Annotated in this window: 18 protein-coding genes; 14 read left to right on the forward strand and 4 right to left on the reverse strand. The window is 58.1% G+C overall.

Annotation, left to right across the window (positions count from 1 at the left end):
• Window positions 1-98: 98 nt before the first annotated feature.
• Together yqeB and WMO23_RS05020 are read left to right on the forward strand one after the other, a co-directional pair.
• Window positions 99-947: a selenium-dependent molybdenum cofactor biosynthesis protein YqeB gene (gene yqeB, locus WMO23_RS05015; RefSeq protein WP_292106603.1), complete on the forward strand. Its 849-nt coding sequence runs from the start codon at window positions 99-101 to the stop codon at window positions 945-947.
• Between the two features lie 2 nt (window positions 948-949).
• Entirely contained in the window at window positions 950-1,660 is a 711-nt protein-coding gene (locus tag WMO23_RS05020; RefSeq protein WP_292282258.1) for a formate dehydrogenase accessory sulfurtransferase FdhD, read from the forward strand.
• A gap of 201 nt (window positions 1,661-1,861) precedes the next feature.
• Here the strand turns inward: WMO23_RS05020 and WMO23_RS05025 are convergent, their stop codons facing one another.
• The 4 genes from WMO23_RS05025 to WMO23_RS05040 all read right to left on the reverse strand — a co-directional run bounded on the left by WMO23_RS05025 (window position 1,862) and on the right by WMO23_RS05040 (window position 6,981).
• Complete coding sequence (locus tag WMO23_RS05025; protein ID WP_292106599.1) at window positions 1,862-3,073, reverse strand: molybdopterin molybdotransferase MoeA; 1,212 nt, start codon at window positions 3,071-3,073, stop codon at window positions 1,862-1,864.
• A gap of 2 nt (window positions 3,074-3,075) precedes the next feature.
• Complete coding sequence (locus WMO23_RS05030; RefSeq protein ID WP_020311305.1) at window positions 3,076-3,636, reverse strand: 4Fe-4S dicluster domain-containing protein; 561 nt, start codon at window positions 3,634-3,636, stop codon at window positions 3,076-3,078.
• Between the two features lie 3 nt (window positions 3,637-3,639).
• Window positions 3,640-5,832, reverse strand: coding sequence for a formate dehydrogenase subunit alpha (fdhF, locus tag WMO23_RS05035; RefSeq protein WP_292106596.1), 2,193 nt, complete (start codon window positions 5,830-5,832; stop codon window positions 3,640-3,642).
• A 120-nt stretch (window positions 5,833-5,952) separates the two neighbouring features.
• Entirely contained in the window at window positions 5,953-6,981 is a 1,029-nt protein-coding gene (locus WMO23_RS05040; RefSeq protein WP_292106593.1) for a molybdopterin-guanine dinucleotide biosynthesis protein MobB, read from the reverse strand.
• A gap of 173 nt (window positions 6,982-7,154) precedes the next feature.
• Between WMO23_RS05040 and WMO23_RS05045 the strand changes: the two genes are divergently transcribed.
• The 12 genes from WMO23_RS05045 to WMO23_RS05100 all read left to right on the forward strand — a co-directional run bounded on the left by WMO23_RS05045 (window position 7,155) and on the right by WMO23_RS05100 (window position 17,593).
• Complete coding sequence (locus tag WMO23_RS05045) at window positions 7,155-7,532, forward strand: winged helix-turn-helix domain-containing protein (protein ID WP_292106591.1); 378 nt, start codon at window positions 7,155-7,157, stop codon at window positions 7,530-7,532.
• Window positions 7,533-7,538: 6 nt separating this feature from the next.
• Window positions 7,539-8,558 (forward strand): molybdopterin-binding protein, encoded by a 1,020-nt coding sequence (locus tag WMO23_RS05050; protein WP_292106589.1) that lies wholly within the window; start codon window positions 7,539-7,541, stop codon window positions 8,556-8,558.
• A 9-nt stretch (window positions 8,559-8,567) separates the two neighbouring features.
• Window positions 8,568-9,065 carry a cyclic pyranopterin monophosphate synthase MoaC gene (moaC, locus tag WMO23_RS05055; protein WP_292106587.1) on the forward strand — a complete coding sequence of 166 codons (498 nt, stop codon included), beginning with the start codon at window positions 8,568-8,570 and terminating at the stop codon, window positions 9,063-9,065.
• Entirely contained in the window at window positions 9,055-10,032 is a 978-nt protein-coding gene (gene moaA / locus WMO23_RS05060; protein WP_020311296.1) for a GTP 3',8-cyclase MoaA, read from the forward strand. The genes moaC and moaA overlap by 11 nt, the downstream gene beginning before the upstream one ends.
• 3 nt (window positions 10,033-10,035) lie before the next feature.
• Window positions 10,036-10,971 (forward strand): MOSC domain-containing protein, encoded by a 936-nt coding sequence (locus WMO23_RS05065; RefSeq protein ID WP_292106584.1) that lies wholly within the window; start codon window positions 10,036-10,038, stop codon window positions 10,969-10,971.
• A gap of 39 nt (window positions 10,972-11,010) precedes the next feature.
• Window positions 11,011-11,856, forward strand: coding sequence for a molybdate ABC transporter substrate-binding protein (gene modA / locus WMO23_RS05070; RefSeq protein ID WP_020311294.1), 846 nt, complete (start codon window positions 11,011-11,013; stop codon window positions 11,854-11,856).
• 12 nt (window positions 11,857-11,868) lie between these two features.
• Window positions 11,869-12,540: a molybdate ABC transporter permease subunit gene (modB, locus tag WMO23_RS05075; protein WP_020311293.1), complete on the forward strand. Its 672-nt coding sequence runs from the start codon at window positions 11,869-11,871 to the stop codon at window positions 12,538-12,540.
• Window positions 12,537-13,577 carry a sulfate/molybdate ABC transporter ATP-binding protein gene (locus tag WMO23_RS05080; protein ID WP_020311292.1) on the forward strand — a complete coding sequence of 347 codons (1,041 nt, stop codon included), beginning with the start codon at window positions 12,537-12,539 and terminating at the stop codon, window positions 13,575-13,577. The genes modB and WMO23_RS05080 overlap by 4 nt, the downstream gene beginning before the upstream one ends.
• A gap of 4 nt (window positions 13,578-13,581) precedes the next feature.
• A complete protein-coding gene (locus WMO23_RS05085) occupies window positions 13,582-14,637 on the forward strand; it encodes an XdhC family protein (protein WP_020311291.1) in 1,056 nt (351 codons plus the stop codon).
• Entirely contained in the window at window positions 14,634-15,293 is a 660-nt protein-coding gene (gene yqeC, locus WMO23_RS05090; protein ID WP_020311290.1) for a selenium cofactor biosynthesis protein YqeC, read from the forward strand. The genes WMO23_RS05085 and yqeC overlap by 4 nt, the downstream gene beginning before the upstream one ends.
• Entirely contained in the window at window positions 15,290-15,895 is a 606-nt protein-coding gene (locus WMO23_RS05095) for a nucleotidyltransferase family protein (protein WP_020311289.1), read from the forward strand. Before yqeC ends, WMO23_RS05095 begins: the two co-directional genes overlap by 4 nt.
• Window positions 15,896-16,114: 219 nt before the next feature.
• Window positions 16,115-17,593 carry an amino acid permease gene (locus WMO23_RS05100; RefSeq protein ID WP_302681141.1) on the forward strand — a complete coding sequence of 493 codons (1,479 nt, stop codon included), beginning with the start codon at window positions 16,115-16,117 and terminating at the stop codon, window positions 17,591-17,593.
• The last annotated feature ends 279 nt before the right edge of the window (window positions 17,594-17,872 follow it).

Consider the following 17,872-nt stretch of genomic DNA (forward strand, 5'->3'; position numbering starts at 1 on the left):
CGTCTGCTAGCCACTAACAACTAAAGAGTGCTTGACGTCTTGCGACAAGCACTCTTATAATAGGGATGTTTGATGTTTCGATGTGGAAAGGTGGTCTTATGGAAGATAAATTGGTCATTATCCGCGGGGCTGGGGACCTGGCGACGGGCGTGGCCCAGTCTTTGTATGAGGCTGGGTTCCGCCTGCTGCTGCTGGAAGTGGAGAAGCCGTCGGCTATCCGGCGTCAGGTGGCCCTCTGTGAAGCCGTCTACGATGGGACGGCTGCCGTCGAGAATCTGACTTGCTGCCGCTGTCGGTCTTTGGCCGAGGTCCGGAAGGCCTGGGAAGGCGAGGCCATTCCCTTGCTGGTGGACCCGGAAGGGGCGTCGATTGCGGCGCTGAAGCCCTGGGCCGTCGTCGATGCCATCCTGGCTAAGAAGAACTTGGGGACGAACCGGCGTATGGCACGTCATACCGTGGCCCTGGGGCCGGGATTTACGGCCGGGGTCGATGTCGATGCCGTCATTGAAACCAAGCGGGGCCACCAGCTGGGGCGTATCATTTGGCAGGGCACGGCTATCGCCAATACGGGGATTCCCGGATTGATTGCCGGCTACGGCAAAGAGCGCGTCATCCACAGTCAGCAGGCCGGGTTCGTATACGGATTGGTCCACATCGGCGATAAAGTAAAAAAAGGACAGCCCATGGCTGTCCTGACAGAAGAGCCCATCCCTTTTGGAATGGCTGTGACGGAATGTATGGGGACGCCGATTCTGGCGTCGCTGACGGGATTCGTCCGGGGACTGATCCGTGACGGCTATCAGGTACCGCAAGGCTTCAAGATAGCCGACATCGACCCGCGGGATGATGAACGGGAGAATTGCTTTACGATTTCCGACAAGGCCCGCAGCCTCGGCGGCGCCGTCCTGACGGCCCTGCTCTGGATGGGGAAGGGGGAATTTTCGTGAAGATGAATCAGAATGACTTACATTTTTCGTCGTGCCGGGAGCTGCCCTATATCGACTATTACCAAGGCGCAGCAGCTAAGAAGCAGTCCATTGCCGTCGAAGTGATGACGCCGCTCTATCTCGATGGGCAGCGCATCAGTACGCTCATTTCTTCGCCGGAAGATATCGATGTCCTGGCTGTGGGTTACTGTCTGGCCGAAGAGAAAATACCGGCTGGCCGCAAGCTGGCTGGTGTCTGCCTGCACGATGGGGCGGCCTGGGTCACGACGGAAACCGGGACGGCACGGGCAGTAGAAAAGCCGCCTTTTGTGCCGATTACGGCAGAGAAGCTCTGTTCCTATGGAGGTCTCTTGGACAGCTTATCGACGGCACATCACGCCTCGCACGGCGTCCACGAAGGGGCCTTGGTCCAAGGCGATGAAGTCCTCGTCTATACGGAAGATATCGGCCGCCACAATGTCCTCGACCGCCTGCGGGGCTTCGTCGAATTACAGCACATCGACGTCAGTCAGGCCGTCCTGGTCTTCAGCGGCCGCGTTCCCCAATCGGTCATCAAAAAGATCCATGGCCTGGGCGTTCGCTTCCTGGCATCGCGGGCCTTGCCGACGAGTCTGGGCGTGTCCCTGGCGGAGCAGTACCAGATTACCCTGGCCTGCGGCTTGCGGCCTGATTCTTTCAAAATATTTGCTCATCCAGAACGGATTTTATTATAATATAAAAAAAGTGTCACATGAAGGCATTTTGGCTTCGTGTGACAGCTTTTTTATGTAGGGCTCGCACGTGGCGAGCCCGCTTCGGGATATGTATGATTTCCCGAAGTGGTTGCTAAAAAATCGTCCCAATTTCTAACGGGTCGCCCACGTGGCGACCCCTACAGTGCAAACAAGGGCTTGTCGCTGTGCGACAAGCCCTTTTTATAGGAATATTACTTCAATGGGAGCGCCCTTTGGCAACGGGGGCGTTCCTTTTTTTATATACGCCAGGGCGTTGGTGTGGGCAAGGCCCAGCAGGGCACTGGACGTCAGTGTCGTATTGGGTGTGAATATGGGCTGGCCCTGTTCGTAGGTCAGGCGGCCCTGGACGAAGCGGTCGACAGGATTTTTCTTATAGATCGCTTCGCCTAAATGGCAGGTGACGACGGGAAATTCGCTGTTTCTTTCGCCGTTGAGGCGGCGCAGGATGGGGACGGCCAGGAGATGGAAGGCATTGAACGACGCCGAAGGATTGCCGGACAGGCCGAGGATGAGCGTCCGGCGGCCGTCTGTTTCAATGACGCCGCCATAGGAAGCCGAACCGGGCCGCATAGTGATGCGGTCGTAAAGTTGGACGGCACCGAGGGATTGGTAAATCTGGGGCATCGTGTCATAGAGGCCGACGGAGACGCCGCCCGTGCTGACGATGAGGTCCTTGTCCCGGGCCAGGCGGCGGACGGCTGCCATTTCATCAGCCAGCTGGTCCGGTCCGTCCGATACGTGATAGAAGGTGACTTCTGCGCCGTACTGTTCCAATAAGGGCTGGAAGAGATAGGCGTTGGAGTTGTAAATCTGGCCATGGTGCCGCACTTCTCCGGGCAGGACCAGTTCCCGTCCTGACGTCAGGAAGAGGACCTTCGCTTTGGCGTAAACGGGAAGGCGTTCATTTCCCAGGCCGACGGCGACGGACAGGGCACCGGCTGTGAGCTTCGTCCCGGCCGGGATGATGACGGCGCCGGAACGGCACTCTTCGCCTTTGGGGATGATGTTGCTGCCCGGCGGGATGCTTTCTGTAACTCGTATATGATTTCCCTGGCGTTCGACGTATTCCTGGGGGACGACGGTATCGCAATCATCCGGGACGGCGCAGCCCGTCATGAGGCGTACGGCCTGGCCGGCTGCAACAGGGCCGTCATAGACGATGCCGGCGCCGATGGTCGCCACGACTTCATAGGCATTTCCGTCATGGCTATGGATAGCATAGCCGTCGAAGGGCGATTTACGGTACGGCGGATAGTCGCAGGCTGCCGTAATGTCCCGGGCTGTGATGCGGCCCAGGGCCTGGTTTGGTGTGACATATTCTATTTTCGCTTCATAGGAAGGCAAGGCGCCGTCGAGACGGCGCCTTGCTTCGGTAATTGTGACGATTTCCATAGTTATGGCTTTCCTTTTTTCAATGCTTTTTCATAAGCTGCCTGTGTTTTGGCCGCTTCTTTTTGGGCTTTCAGTTTAGCCCGCTGAGCCGCGACGACGGCCGGGTCGAAGAGACTCAGGGCTTCCGTTGGGCAGGCCGGGATACAGGCTGGTTCCCCCGTTTCCGTATTGGCACAGAGGTCGCATTTGTAGGCGACGATGCGGAAGGGCCGGCCTTTGGTATCGCCGTGGTAGATCTTGGTCATGTTGATGGCCTGGAAAGGACAGGCGCGGGAACATTTTCCGCAGCCCCGGCAGGCCTCTTCATCGATGACGACCGAGTCGGGACCCAGGGAAATGCAGTGGAACGGACAGGCCTCCATACAGCGCGGCTTCGGGCACTGCTGGCATTGGACGGCCTTGGTGACTTTCGACGTGTAAACGACGTGGACCCGCGGCGTGAAATCGAAGCTCTTGGGCTTGAGGGCAAACAGGGCCTTGCCTGTATGGCTGGCCACACAGGCGGCCATGCAGGTCTTGCAGCCGATGCACAGTTCCGGGTCCGTCTTGACGTGTTTAAACATCGTTTACACCTCCTTTACTTCGATGCCCATGCGGCTGCGGATAGCGGTATACTGGGCTTTTACATCGCGTTCGGCCTGTTTCTGGTCGTCGATTTTTTCGACGCGGCAGGCACAGTATTTGAATTCCGGCGTATGGCTCTTGGGGTCCAGGGCGGCCGACGTCAATTCGTTGCAGGCGCCGACCCACCACTGATAGGTCATGTACGTCGCCCCTTTGGATACGCGGTCTGTTTCCTGGCAGCGGGTGATGGTATGGCCCCGCTTGGAGACGACGCGGACCAGGTCGCCGTTGGCAATGCCCAGTTCCTGGCAGTCTTCGGGATTCATCTGGATATAGCCCGGTTCATCGGCCAGGTCGGCCAGGAGGCGGCAGTTGCCGGTCATGGTACGGACCGAATAGTGGCCGACTTCGCGGACTGTCGACAGGGACAGGGGGTATTCGGGACTTTCCAGCTCTTTGGCCGGCGTCCAGGGGTAGTAGTAGAAATGGCCTTTGCCGTCGGCCGTAGCAAAATGAGCGCCCTTGTGGAGATACTGTGTCCCCGTATCATCCGGGCTGTCTTCCGTGCAGGGCCATTGGACGCCGTGGTTCTCGACCATCTTTTCATAGCTGGCACCGGCGAATTTCGGGCACAGGGAGCGCATTTCGTCCCAAATCTGTTCGGTATTGTCGTAATGCATGGGATAGCCCATGGCCGTTGCCATGAGGCAGAGGATTTCCCAGTCCGTCTTGCAGCCCGGCTGGGGTTCGATGAGCTTGCGGACGCGCTGGAAGCGGCGGTCGCAGGAGGTATATACGGCATTGTGTTCGCCCCAGGCCGTAGCCGGGAAGATGACATCGGCATATTCGCAGGTCTTGTTGAAGAAGATGTCCTGGACGATGACCAGGTCGATAGCCGACAGGGTGCGGCGGATTTCCGGCAGGTCCGGATCGGACTGGGCCGGGTCTTCGCCGATGATGTAATAGGCGTGGATCCGCTTCTTCGGGTCCGGTTCGCGCAGGACTTTGTCCGGCACATAGGTCAGGGGCAGGCCGACGTGGGATGGCAGGGAAACGCCCCAGGCCTTTTCAAATTTATGGCGGATTTCATCGTCCATGACGTCCTGATAGCCAGGATACTGGTTGGGCAGGACGCCCATGTCACAGGTCCCCTGGACGTTGTTCTGGCCGCGGACCGGGCCGACGCCGGTGGCGTAATGGCCGTAGTTGCCGGTCATGAGACTCAGGTTGGAGCAGGCGATGACGCATTCGACGCCCTGTGAGAACTGGGTGATGCCCATGCCCCAGAGGGTCATGGTATGTTTGGACGAAGCGAACAGGCGCGCTGCCCGGTGGATATCGTCGGGATCGAGGTGGGTCGCTGCGGCGACGGCTTCGGGCGCGTATTTATCCTGGGCCACTTCTTTGGCATAGTCGGCAAAGCCTGTCGTATGCTTTTCGATGAAATCGTGGTCGACCAGGTCCTCCGTGACCATGACGTGGGCCATGGCGTTGAGGAAGAGCATGTTCGTGCCGCCCTTGATAGGCAGGTAAATGGTGGCGATGCGGCCCGTTTCTGTCAGGCGCGGATCGACACAGATGATCTTGCAGCCCTTCTTCTTGGCCCGGACGATATGGCGGGCGACGAGGGGATGCGAGACCGGCGCGTTATAACCGATATCGAAGATGACTTCTGCGTCTTCGAGTTCGGGAACGCTGAAAGACATGGCACCTTCACCGACGGACTCACCGAGTCCGGTAACCGATGGAGCGTGTCAAATGCGGGCGCAGTGGTCGACGTTGTTCGTGCCGACGACGGCGCGCATGAATTTTTGCGTAATGTAAGCGGCCTCATTGCCGGGACCGCGGGCCGAACCGGCGCCCATGACGGCATCCGGGCCGTATTCCTTGATGATGGCTTTGAGGCGGGCCGCTGCGTATTCGATGGCTTCCTGCCACGATACTTCGACGAGGGGCGTGCCCTTGCCGTTTTTGCGGATCATCGGCTGGCGGATACGCTTGGTCAGGATCTGAGGGTCATTCAGATAGTCCCAGCCGTACAGCCCTTTCAGACAGAGCCGGCCTTCATTGTTGACACCGCGCGGCGAGCCCTTGGCTTCGATGACCTGGTTTTTTTCCGTGTCGACCGTGCAGGTGATGACGCAGCCTGTGCCACAATAGGGACAGACCGTGTCGATTTTCTTATAGGCACACATAGGAACACCTCACTTTTACATAAACTGGAGATTTTTAGTATACCACGGACGGGGTACGCTTTACTAGTCTCAGTGTAGGACTTATTTTAGCAGGGTGCAAGACAGAAAAGAACAAACTGCTTATATCACCGACGAGCGGTAGCCAGTGAGGAATAAGATATTGTTGACCAGCTGGTTGTCATCGGCCTGGGTCACGTCGATTTGTGGAAAGGGACCGTGACTGCGGCTTTCGACGAGGACCAGGTCGGCCAGCTGTTGCTGGGACAGGGCCAGGATGTAATCTTCTTTCCGCGTTCCCATGGGATAATCTGCCGGACCGCAGAGACAGACGGAAACGGCACCGGCTTTGCGGGCCCGGTCCGTATCGGAGCCGGTCTTGCGGCGGGCCACGGTGTGATGGCTGCTCTTGATATAGGCGACCTGATAGCCGCGGTGCGTCAGTTCCGTAATGGCTGCCGCAGCGGCTGTCGTCTTGCCATCGCCTGATTTCGGTGCCGTCAGGGTGACGACGGGTACCTGGCGGCGGCTGTTGGTGTCGCGGCCTTTGGCAGCCTCATAGGCTTCAGGCGTATTGATATTGAAATATAAGGCCGAACGGAAGGTTTCATCGACATAGGCTGCCGGCACGTCTTGATACAGATGGCGCAGGCGGTAATTGCCCTTCTGCAGATGGTCCGTAATGGCTGGCAGGAGCTGACGGCTGTATAAGGCGGCCAGGGGCTGGTCCTGGCCGTTTTCCGTCCTGGGTATGATGGCCTGCAGGGTGGGCTGGCGCCGGAGTAATTTGACCAAATCCGGGGTGGGGGCAAAATCATAGAAGGGAAGGTCGACAGATAAGACCAGATAGAAGTCGCACTGGCCGCTGTACAGGGCGGCCTCCATCCCGCCCAAGGGGCCGCAGTCAGGATAATTGTCTATGACCAGGCGGACTGTGCGGGCTAATTTGGCGGGTAAATGGGACGATTCATAAGGACGGTTGATGGAAAGCAAGCGCTCTGTAAAGGGATAAGCCTGGCTGCGCAGAAGCAGATCCGTCAGCAGGTCCGTATCGCGCCAGGGGAGGGCCGTTTTATCGCGGCCCATGCGGGTACTGCGGCCGCCGGCCAGGATAATCAGTCCCAGCGATAAAGGGCGAAGTATTTTTGTCATCCTATCACATCCTTTTGTATGTTATGCGTGTATTATATCATAATTTGCATAAGCGATGATGATTTCACTACGGGTTACAAAAAAAGTATGGCCAGCTAACAGATTTTCATGTATAATGAGCTTAGTAGATTCGTTATTTGTAAGCGCGAATAACGCTTGAAGGAGGTGGCTCCATGGCAGAAGAGAAACTACATTGCAAAGTGACCCTGTGCCTCATGGGCGATAAGCGGGCCTTCGGGCCCGGCGTGGCCGAACTGCTGGAAGGTGTCCGCCGTCATGGTTCCCTGCAGGGCGCAGCCCGGGATATGGCCATGTCGTACTCCAAGGCCTGGACAGTCATGCGCAACGCCGAAGAAATCTGGGGCTTTCCCCTCATCCGCCGCTATGTCGGCGGCAAAGACGGCGGCCGGTCCGTCCTGACCAAGCAGGCTGAAATCATCCTGGAACGGTATGAAGAGATGAACGAGGCCCTGCACGACGTGGCAGACCGCCAGTTCCGGCAATGGTTCAATGATGAAGAACTCCATAAATTACAAAAAATGGAAGGATAGATAAGTATGAAAATGATGAAAACCGAAGACGCTGTCGGCCATGTCCTCTGCCATGATATTACGCAGATCATCCGCGGCGTCACCAAAGGCCCGGTCTTCCGCAAGGGCCATGTCATTACCCAAGAAGATATTCCGGTCCTCTTGTCGGTCGGCAAGGACCACGTCTATATTTGGGAAAAAGATGACACCCTGTTCCATGAAGATGAAGCCGCTGCCATCCTGCGCGACATCTGCATGGGAGCTCATATGCACGGCAGTGCGCCGAAAGAAGGGAAAATCGAACTCATCGCCGACTGCGACGGCGTCCTGACTATCCGCCGGGATGGCTTGAAAGCCGTCAATTCCCTGGGCGAAATGATGATTGCCACCCGCCACGGCGGCTTCCCGGTCCGCAAGGGCGATAAACTGGCCGGTACGCGCATCATTCCCTTGGTCATCAAGAAGGATAAGATGGCCGCTGCCCAGGAAGCAGCCGGTCCGGCACCGCTCCTCGACGTCCATCCCTTCGGCCAGAAGAAAGCCGGCGTCGTCACGACGGGGAATGAAGTCTTCCATGGCCGTATCGAAGATACGTTTACGCCGGTCATCGAAAGCAAGCTGGCTGAATACGGCGCCGTCATGGCCATGCATACGACCCTGGCCGATGACCCGGCTGCCATTACGGCGGCTATCCAGGATATGCTGGATAAGGGCATGGATATGGTTTTCTGTACGGGTGGCATGAGTGTCGACCCCGATGACCAGACGCCGCTGGCCATCAAGAATACGGGAGCCCGCATCGTATCGTATGGTGCTCCGGTCCTGCCAGGGGCCATGTTCCTTCTGGCTTATAGCGGGGACGATCGCCCCATTGTCGGTCTGCCGGGCTGTGTCATGTATGCCAAGCGGACGATCTTTGACCTCGTCCTGCCGTCGCTCATGGCCGATGTCCCCGTGACGGCCGATGACCTGGCCGGTCTCGGCGAAGGCGGCTTATGCCTGGGCTGTCCTGTCTGTACCTTCCCGAACTGTGGCTTTGGAAAGTAGGTGATCCTGGTGAACCCGTTTACACACATTGACAACAACGGTGACGCCGTCATGGTCGACGTCAGCGGTAAAGCCGTGACGGCCCGGACGGCTGTGGCCTGCGGCCGTATTTCCATGAGCCGCGAGTGCTATGAAGCCGTCAGGGCCGGTGCCGTGAAAAAAGGCGATGTCCTCGGCGTGGCCCGCATTGCCGGCATCATGGGAGCCAAGCGGACGAGCGACCTCATCCCGCTCTGCCATATCCTCAATTTGACCAAATGCGGCGTCGAATTCATCTTCCACGACGATACTTGTGAACTCGAAGGCCGCTGTACTGTCAAGTGCAACGGCAAGACCGGCGTCGAAATGGAAGCCCTGACGGGCGTATCCGTGGCTTTGCTGACGGTCTACGATATGTGCAAGGCCGTCGATAAGCGCATGTGTCTCAAGGATATCCACCTCGTCGAAAAAATCGGCGGCAAGAGCGGCCATTTCCAATATGACGGAGGGGAGCACCATGAAGGATAAATGGGGACGGACCATCGGCTACCTGCGCCTGTCCCTGACGGACCGCTGCAACCTGCGCTGCCGCTACTGTATGCCTGAAGCCCTGACCAGCGTCGGCCACGAAGCTGTCCTGCGCTATGAAGAAATGCAGCTCATCTGTCGGGCTGCTCTGTCCCTGGGCATCGACCGCTTCAAGATTACCGGCGGCGAGCCGCTGGTGCGCAAAGGGGCCGTGGCCTTCATGGAATCCCTCAAAGCCATGAAAGGCGTCCGTTCTGTGACCTTGACGACGAACGGCCTGCTGTTGTCCGACGCCCTGCCGGACTTGGTCCGTATGGGCATCAACGGCATCAACATCAGCCTGGACAGCCTCGATGCCGGGCAGTATGCCGGGCTGACCGGAGGCGGCCAGCTGTCCGTCGTCCTGGAAGCCTTGGAACGGGCCGCGGCTGCTCGGGTAAACGTCAAAGTAAACGCCGTATTACTGGAAGAAACGCAGGACCAGATCCTGCCGCTGGCCCGCTTGGCCGGCCGGTTTCCCGTCGATGTGCGCTTCATCGAACTCATGCCCATCGGCTACGGGACGACGCTGAAAGGCCTTACGGAAGAAGCGGCCCTGGCCGTCCTGCGCCGGGCCTATCCGGATTTGGCTGCCACAGAAGAACGGCGGGGAAACGGACCGGCTTCGTATTACCGGAGCGGCCAGCTGCAAGGTCGTATTGGCTTCATCGCTGCCAATACCCATGGCTTCTGCTCGTCCTGTAACCGCCTGCGCCTGACGAGTACGGGCTTTTTGAAGCCCTGTCTCTGCTATGACGATGGCGTCGATTTGCGGGCCATCGTCCGCAGCGGCCAAGAGGAGGAAACTATCTGTCAGGAGCTGCAGCGCGCCATGGCCAGGGCGGTTTATGACAAGCCGGCCAAGCATTGCTTCGCCGAACAGAACCATATCAGTGAACATAAGACGATGAATCAGATCGGAGGATAAAAAATGGGGAAAGTACATGCTGTTTGCATCAGCACCATCCGCGGCGTGGCTAAACAGGCCGTACCGGAAGGGAATTTCATAGTCAACTGGGGCATTGAAGGCGACGCTCATGCCGAACACTGGCACCGCCAGGTCAGCCTGCTGGGCCTGGAAAGCATCGAAGCTTTCCGCCGCCGCGGCGGTCAGGTGGAATTCGGCGCTTTCGGCGAAAATCTCGTCGTCGACGGCTTCAATTTCTCGGCCCTGCCTGTAGGGACGCTGCTGCGCTGTGGCGACGTCCTGCTGGAAATGACCCAGATCGGCAAGGAATGTCATAACCATTGTGCCGTCTATGAAGCCGTCGGCGATTGCATCATGCCCAGGGAAGGCGTATTTGCCCGCGTCCTTGAAGGCGGCGTCATCCGCCCGGGCGATGTCATGACCGAAGTCCCGCGGCAAGGGAAACGGCCTTATCAGGCGGCGGTTATCACCTTGTCGGATAAGGGAAGCAAAGGCCTGCGGGAAGATGCCAGCGGCCCCGTCATTGTCCAGCGGCTGGAACGGGCTGGGTTTGAAGTCATGGAACAGCTGCTCCTGCCCGATGGCAAGGGCCCCTTGGAACAACAGCTCTGCCGGCTGGCCGACCAGCGCCAGGCTGACCTCATCTTGACGACAGGCGGTACCGGGTTTGGCCCTCGCGACGTCACGCCCGAAGCGACCCTGGCCGTTGCCGACCGTCAGGCGCCGGGCATTGCCGAAGCCATCCGGGCCGCTTCCATGCAGATTACGCCGCGGGCCATGCTGTCCCGGGCGGTCAGCGTCATCCGCAAGAAGACCTTGATCATCAACCTGCCCGGCAGTCCCAAGGCCTGTCAGGAATGTATGGATGTCTTCCTGGATACGATTCCCCATGGCCTCGACTTACTGCGCGGCGAAGTCCGGGATTGTGGCCGCAAGTAAATGCATATAAATGGATTTACAAAAAGGAGATGTACGGTGATGACGTGGAAAAAAGTAGTCGCATCGGTCTTGGCGGCGACGCTGGCTTTTGCCCTGGCCGGATGCGGGTCGGACAAGAAAGAGGACAAAGCCGCCGGGGACGGCGATAAAGTCCACCTGACCGTCTTTGCTGCGGCCAGCATGACGGAAACGATGAACCAGATTGCCGCCCAGTATCAGAAAGAACATCCGGACGTGGAAATTTCCTTTAACTTCGATTCGTCGGGCACGCTGAAGACGCAGATCCAGAACGGTGCCGACTGTGACCTCTTCATTTCGGCAGCCCAGAAGCAGATGAACCAGCTCGACGCCTCAAAAGACGCCAAAGCCAATCCGGATAAGCTGGACTTCGTCAAGAGCGGCAGCCGCATAGACCTGTTGGAAAACAAGGTTGTCCTGGTGACGCCCGAAGGCAACCCCAAGGGCGTCCAGAATTTCAATGATATGGCGGCGAAATTGAAGGATGGCTCCATCCGCCTGGTCATGGGCAACAGCGACGTTCCTGTCGGCCAGTATACACAGAAAATCCTGAAATTCTACAACCTCGATGAACAGGCCATCGCTCAGGCCGGCCACATTACCTATGGCTCGAACGTCAAAGAAGTGACGACCCAGGTCCGCGAGGGCAGTGCCGACTGCGGCGTCATCTATGCGACCGATGCCTTCAGTGCCAAGTTGAAACCTGTCGACGAAGCGACGAAAGATATGTGCGGCCAGGTCATTTATCCGGCGGCTGTCATGAAGAACAGCAAGCACCCGCAGGAAGCTCAGGATTTCCTCAATTACCTCAAGGGCCAAGAAGCCATGAAGATTTTCCAGGGCGTCGGCTTCAGCCCTGTCGGCTAAGGATAGCTGCTTATGGACTGGTATCCCCTTTGGAACAGCCTGCGCATTGCCGCTATTTCCTGTGTCCTCGTCTTCTTTAGCGGCATTGCCCTGGCTTATTATGTCGCCCGCCTGCCGCGGGTCCTCAAAGGGCTCCTCGATGTCGTCCTGACACTGCCCCTGGTCCTGCCGCCGACGGTCTGCGGCTGGCTGCTGCTCCTGGTCTTCGGCTTGAAGCACCCTGTCGGCATCTTTCTCAATGACGTGGGCATCCGCTTCGTCATGACCTGGTATGGCGGCGTCCTGGCGTCGGCTGTCGTCGCTTTTCCCCTCATGTACCGCACGGCCCGCGGGGCCTTTGAGAGTTTCGACGAAACCCTGGCCTGGAGTGGCAAGACCCTGGGCCTGTCGGATACGTTCATCTTCTGGCATATCCGCATGCCTTACTGCAAGCAGGGCATCATCGCCGGGACGGTCCTGGCCTTTGCCCGGGCCCTGGGCGAATACGGGGCGACGAGTATGCTCATCGGCTATATCCCCAAGAATACGGCGACCATTTCGACGACGGTCTACCAGTTGTGGCGGACCAATGACGAATACAGCGCCTTCATCTGGGTCCTGGTCAACATCGCCATCAGCGCCGTCGTCCTGCTGACAGTCAATCTCTTTGAAAAGCGCAGCCGTGAAAGGAGGCGCCTGGCATGATCGATATCGATGTCCATAAGGACTGGGGCTCTTTTACGCTGGATGTGAAGCTCCATCATGAGAGCGGCATCCTCGGCCTGCTCGGCGCTTCGGGCTGTGGCAAGAGCAAGACTCTGCAGTGCATTGCCGGTATTGAAAAGCCTGATGCAGGCAAAGTCGTCGTCGGGGCGCGGACCTTGTTCGACAGCGGGCGCCATATCAATGTCCCCGTCCCGCAGCGGCGCGTAGGCTATCTGTTCCAGCACTATGCCCTGTTCCCCAACATGACCGTCGAAGACAACATCCGCTGCGGCGTCCGCTCGGCTTCGTCCAAGGCTGACGCCCGCCGGCAGGTCCGTTCCATGATGGAACGCCTGAATTTGACAGGCCTGGAGAAACAGAAACCGGCCGAATTGTCCGGCGGCCAGCAGCAGCGCGTGGCCCTGGCCCGCATCCTGGTCAATGAGCCGGACATCCTGCTCCTGGACGAACCCTTCAGCGCTCTGGACAGTTATTTAAAAGAAAAGGTCATGACAGAACTCAAGGACTTGCTGCGTCAATTCCCGAAAGACGTCGTCTTGGTGACACACAGCCGCGACGAAGCCTATCAACTCTGTCAGTCCATCGCCGTCCTAGACGACGGCCGCGTGTCGGCCTGTGCGCCGACAAAGGAACTCTTTGCCGATCCCCAGTCCCGGGTGGCAGCGGTCCTGACGGGCTGCAAGAATATCGTAGCGGCCCGCAAGGCCGGACCGACAGCCGTCTTCATCCCGTCGTGGCAGATTACGCTGCAGACGGGACGGCCTGTCGGCGACGACCTCTGTGCCATCGGCATCCGCGGCCACGCCTTTTGCGGTGGCGACGGCGAAAATGCCAGGCCCATCGTCGTGACCGAGGAAATCGAGCAGCCCTTTGAATGGATCGTCAAGTTCCGCTATGCCCATCAGGAAGGCGGGACGCCGGATATCTGGTGGCGTTTCGCCAAGCCCGACCGGCCGGCTGTCCTGCCGGACTGCCTCACTGTCGATGGGCAGGCTATTTTACTCTTATATAGGTGATATCATGGAAGCTTTCTATACCCGATTATATGAAACTTTGCAGTCTGGCCAGCCGGCTGTCCTCCTGACCGTCGTCGCCAGCCGGGGCTCGACGCCCCGCGGCATCGGCAGCCATCAGGCCGTCTTTGCCGATGGGACGACGGCCGGTACTGTCGGTGGCGGTTATCAGGAATATCTGGCCATCCAGGCCGGCCGGCAATGCCTGGAGAGCCGCCAGTCGGCTTTTCGCCGGCTCATCCTCCACCCCAATGACGAAGAAGATATCAACGCTGCCTGTGGCGGGGAATTGACCGTCTTCTGCCAGTACCTCGACCCGGCCCTGCCGGGCCTGCTGGATGTACTGGCCGCTATCATCCAGGCCCTGCGCCAGAAGACGGCGTCGTGGCTGGCCCTGGATGTCAGCGATGAAGCCCATTGGGGCATGGCCCTGGTCCGGGAAGGCCAGGTGCAGGGCTGCGGCCAGATGGCGGCTTTGCAGGCCGTCGATGCGGCTTGGTGCCGTCAGAATGTAGCCGGCCTTGCTGCGGATGGCCAGCGGCGCTGGTACAGCGAACCCCTGACTTATCCGGGACGGGTCTTCGTCTTTGGCGGCGGCCACGTGTCTCAGGCCCTGGTCCCGGTCCTGGCCAGTATCGGCTTTTCCTGCATCGTCGTCGATGACCGGGCGGAATTTGCCGATCCGGCTCTGTTCCCCCAGGCAGATGCCGTCTATAAAGCTGATTATGAAGCCCTTCCGGCGGACCTCGGCGTAACGCAGGATGACTATGTCTGCATCATGACCCGTGGCCACGTCGGCGACTACGATGTCCAGCGCCAGATGCTGGCCATCAAGCCGTATTACCTCGGCGTCATCGGCAGCCGCCGCAAATTGGCCTTTGTCAAAGAGAAACTCCTGGCCGACGGTTTTTCAGCTGCCGAAATCGATGCCTGCCACGCGCCCATCGGCCTGGCCATTTCGGCCGTGACGCCGGCAGAAATCGCCATCAGCATCGCTGCCGAACTCATTGCCGTCCGGGCCAAGCGGGAAGGGCGGGAAAAGAGCCGCTACCGTAAACCATGACGGCCGAGGTATACACCTATATCGGTGCCGGCGGCAAGACGACCAGTATCTTTGCCCGGGCCCGGCAGGAACGGGCTGCCGGGCGCCGCGTGGCCGTCGTGACGACGACCCATATGAAGCACCCCAGCCGATGGTTCGTACCGGCCGCTTTGCCGGCAGGCTGGCAGGGCCAATGGCGGCGCGACGGCATCATCGTCGTCGGCCAGGAAGGGCTGAACGGGAAAATCACCTGGCCCGGCGAGGATGTTTACCTGCGTTTATGTGCGGCTGCCGACGTCGTCCTCGTCGAAGGCGATGGCTCACGGCGCCTGCCCTTGAAGGTCATGGGCCCCCATGAACCGGTCATCCCGGCCAACAGCCGTGATGTATACTGCCTGGCCGGCCTGTCGGCCGTGGGACGGATCGTGAAGGACGTCTGTTTCCGCTGGGAGTTATTGCATCTCAATCCGGAAGCCGTCGTGACCGAACGCCTCCTGGCCTATATTGTAGAAGCCGGCTGCCTGGCCCGCATCGGGTCCTGGAAAGACAGGACGACCGTCGTCCTCAACCAGGCCGACGATGAACGGCGGCAGCAGGCGGGGAAACGGATTTTGAGCGGCCTGTCCCGGCCAGGAATAGTGACGACGTATCCAGTGGAAATGAGGGAAGCGAAATGAAAATACAGTTAGTCTTGATGGCGTCCGGCTTCGGCCGCCGTTTTGGCAGCCATAAATTGGAAGTGCTCGTTCATGGACGCCCTTTATATACGTATGGAATGAAAAGCCTGTGCCAGGCGGCACAGGCTTTTTTGCCATCTTCCGGTATCGACTGTCAGGTGACGGTCGTGACGGCTCATGATGCCATTGCCTCAGCCTGCCAGGCTCAGGGCATTGACGTCATATGGAACGGTCAGGCGGGAGAAGGTATGGCTGCGTCTTTGCGCTGCGCCGTCCAGGCTCATAGTGAAGCCGACGCCTGGGCTTTTTTTCCGGCAGACCAGCCCTTGCTGACGGCAGAAACGATTGCCGACTTCCTGCGGCAGTTCCTGGCCTCTGGCGCAGCTGTAGGCTGTATGCATAACGGCGAGCGGCGCTGCAGCCCTGCCGTTTTCCGCCGCCCTTATGGACCGGGACTCCTGACCCTGCGCGGCGATACGGGAGGCCGGCAGTTTCTGAAGCGTCCTCAGACCTGGGTCTATTATCCCAAAAGAAAAGGTGAATTATTTGATATAGATTACCAGGATGATTTAATCTTTTTAAATAAAACACTGGATAAATAGATTATGATTTAAGCGTATTAATATTATATTTTACCTCAACTTTTTGATTGAACATATTTTTGCTATTTTTAATTTTAAATATAAAAATATAATTAATTTAGGATAAAACATTTACAAATTAAAATGTACGAGTATAATAAAAGGCAGTTGAACGATTGACTATCCGGTCAATCCATAGGGGAGTCAACGATACTTTACAATCATAAGGGGAGAGGTTCTATGACGAAACACATCTTTAGAACCAAAAGTATCAGTGAATTTATTTCGGAAACGAAACAAGACGGCGGCATGAACCGCGTCCTCGGTACTTTTGGCCTGACCATGCTCGGTATCGGCGCTATCGTCGGTACAGGTATCTTTGTTCTGACCGGCGTTGCCGCTGCCAATTATTCCGGTCCTGCACTTATCATTTCTTTCATCATCGCAGCTTTGGCTTGCGGCTGTGCCGCCCTGTGTTATGCTGAATTTGCCGCCATGGTTCCCGTTGCCGGCAGTGCCTATACTTACGGCTACGTCGCCCTCGGTGAATTTTGGGCCTGGGTCATCGGCTGGGACTTGATACTAGAGTACGCCTTTGCCGTATCGGCCGTCGCTATTGGCTGGTCCGGGTACTTCAATAATATCCTCACCAACTTGGGCCTCGTCCTGCCGAAAGCCTTGACACTGGCTCCATATGACGGCGGCATCGTCAATCTGCCGGCCGTCCTCATCCTCTGCGTCATCGCCTTCATCAACATCCACGGCGTCCGCCAGAGTGCAACTGTCAACAACATCATCGTCGGCATCAAATTGGCCGTCGTCGCCTTGTTCCTGGCTTTAGGCTTCAGCCACGTCGATGCTGCCAACTGGGTTCCCTTCATGCCCTATGGCTGGTCGGGTGTCTTCGCCGGCGCGTCCATCATCTTCTTCGCTTATATCGGCTTCGATGCCGTTTCCACAGCAGCTGAAGAAGTCAAAAATCCGCAGAAAGATCTGCCCCGCGGCATTATCTTATCGCTCATCATCTGTACGGTCCTGTACATCGCCGTATCGGCCGTCCTCACCGGCATGGTTCCGTACCTCGAATTCAAGACGACAGCAGCTCCGGTTGCCTTTGCCCTCCAGGCCGTCGGCTATCACTGGGGTGCTGCGGCTATCTCTGTCGGCGCCATCTGCGGCCTGACTTCGGTCCTCCTGGTCATGAGCTTTGGCCAGAGCCGCGTACTCTTCGTCATGTCCCGCGATGGCCTGCTGCCGAAATTCTTCGGCCACGTCCATCCGAAATATAAGACTCCGGCCCGCAGCTCCATGCTGGTCTGCGTGGTTACGGCTATTACGGCAGGGTTCCTGCCAATCAACATCGTCACTGAAATGACCAATATCGGTACACTCTGTGCCTTCATCATCGTTTCGGCTGCTGTCATCGTCCTTCGCAAGAAGAACCCGAACCAGGTACGCGCCTTCAAATGTCCGCTCGTTCCCCTGGTTCCGCTCCTGGCTATCGCCTTCTGCGGTGTCCTCATCTACATGCTGCCCCTGGTTACGCAGATCCGCTTCGTCGTATGGCTTCTGTTAGGCCTGGCCATCTATTTCGGCTATGGCTACAACCACAGCATCATCTCCCAGGCACGCCGCGGACAACTCGGTGCCGCTCCCATTCCGGGTACTGCTGCACCGGCTGAACAAGGCGTCCACGAAGGCCATCCGGCTAACCATTAATCCGCTTTCCAACCCAATACCAATACAGAAAAAGGCTATCACTCTGTGACAGCCTTTTTCTATGTTAAAAATGCCCCGACTGGGGCTACGTAGGGGACGCCCAAAGGGCGTCCCGCCGCGAACAGTCAGCCAATATATGTAACTGGTCAATGAGGCATGGTTTTGCGAACTGCGACCGGCGGCCGGCGTTTTCTTGGATTCAGATGCGGCTTCGCCGCAACAAACTCAAACCGACAACGACGCTTCGGGAAACCCTCAGCGCGTAGCGGGACGCCCTCT

Source organism: Megasphaera intestinihominis, assembly GCF_040096415.1.
GTDB lineage: Bacteria > Bacillota > Negativicutes > Veillonellales > Megasphaeraceae > Megasphaera > Megasphaera intestinihominis.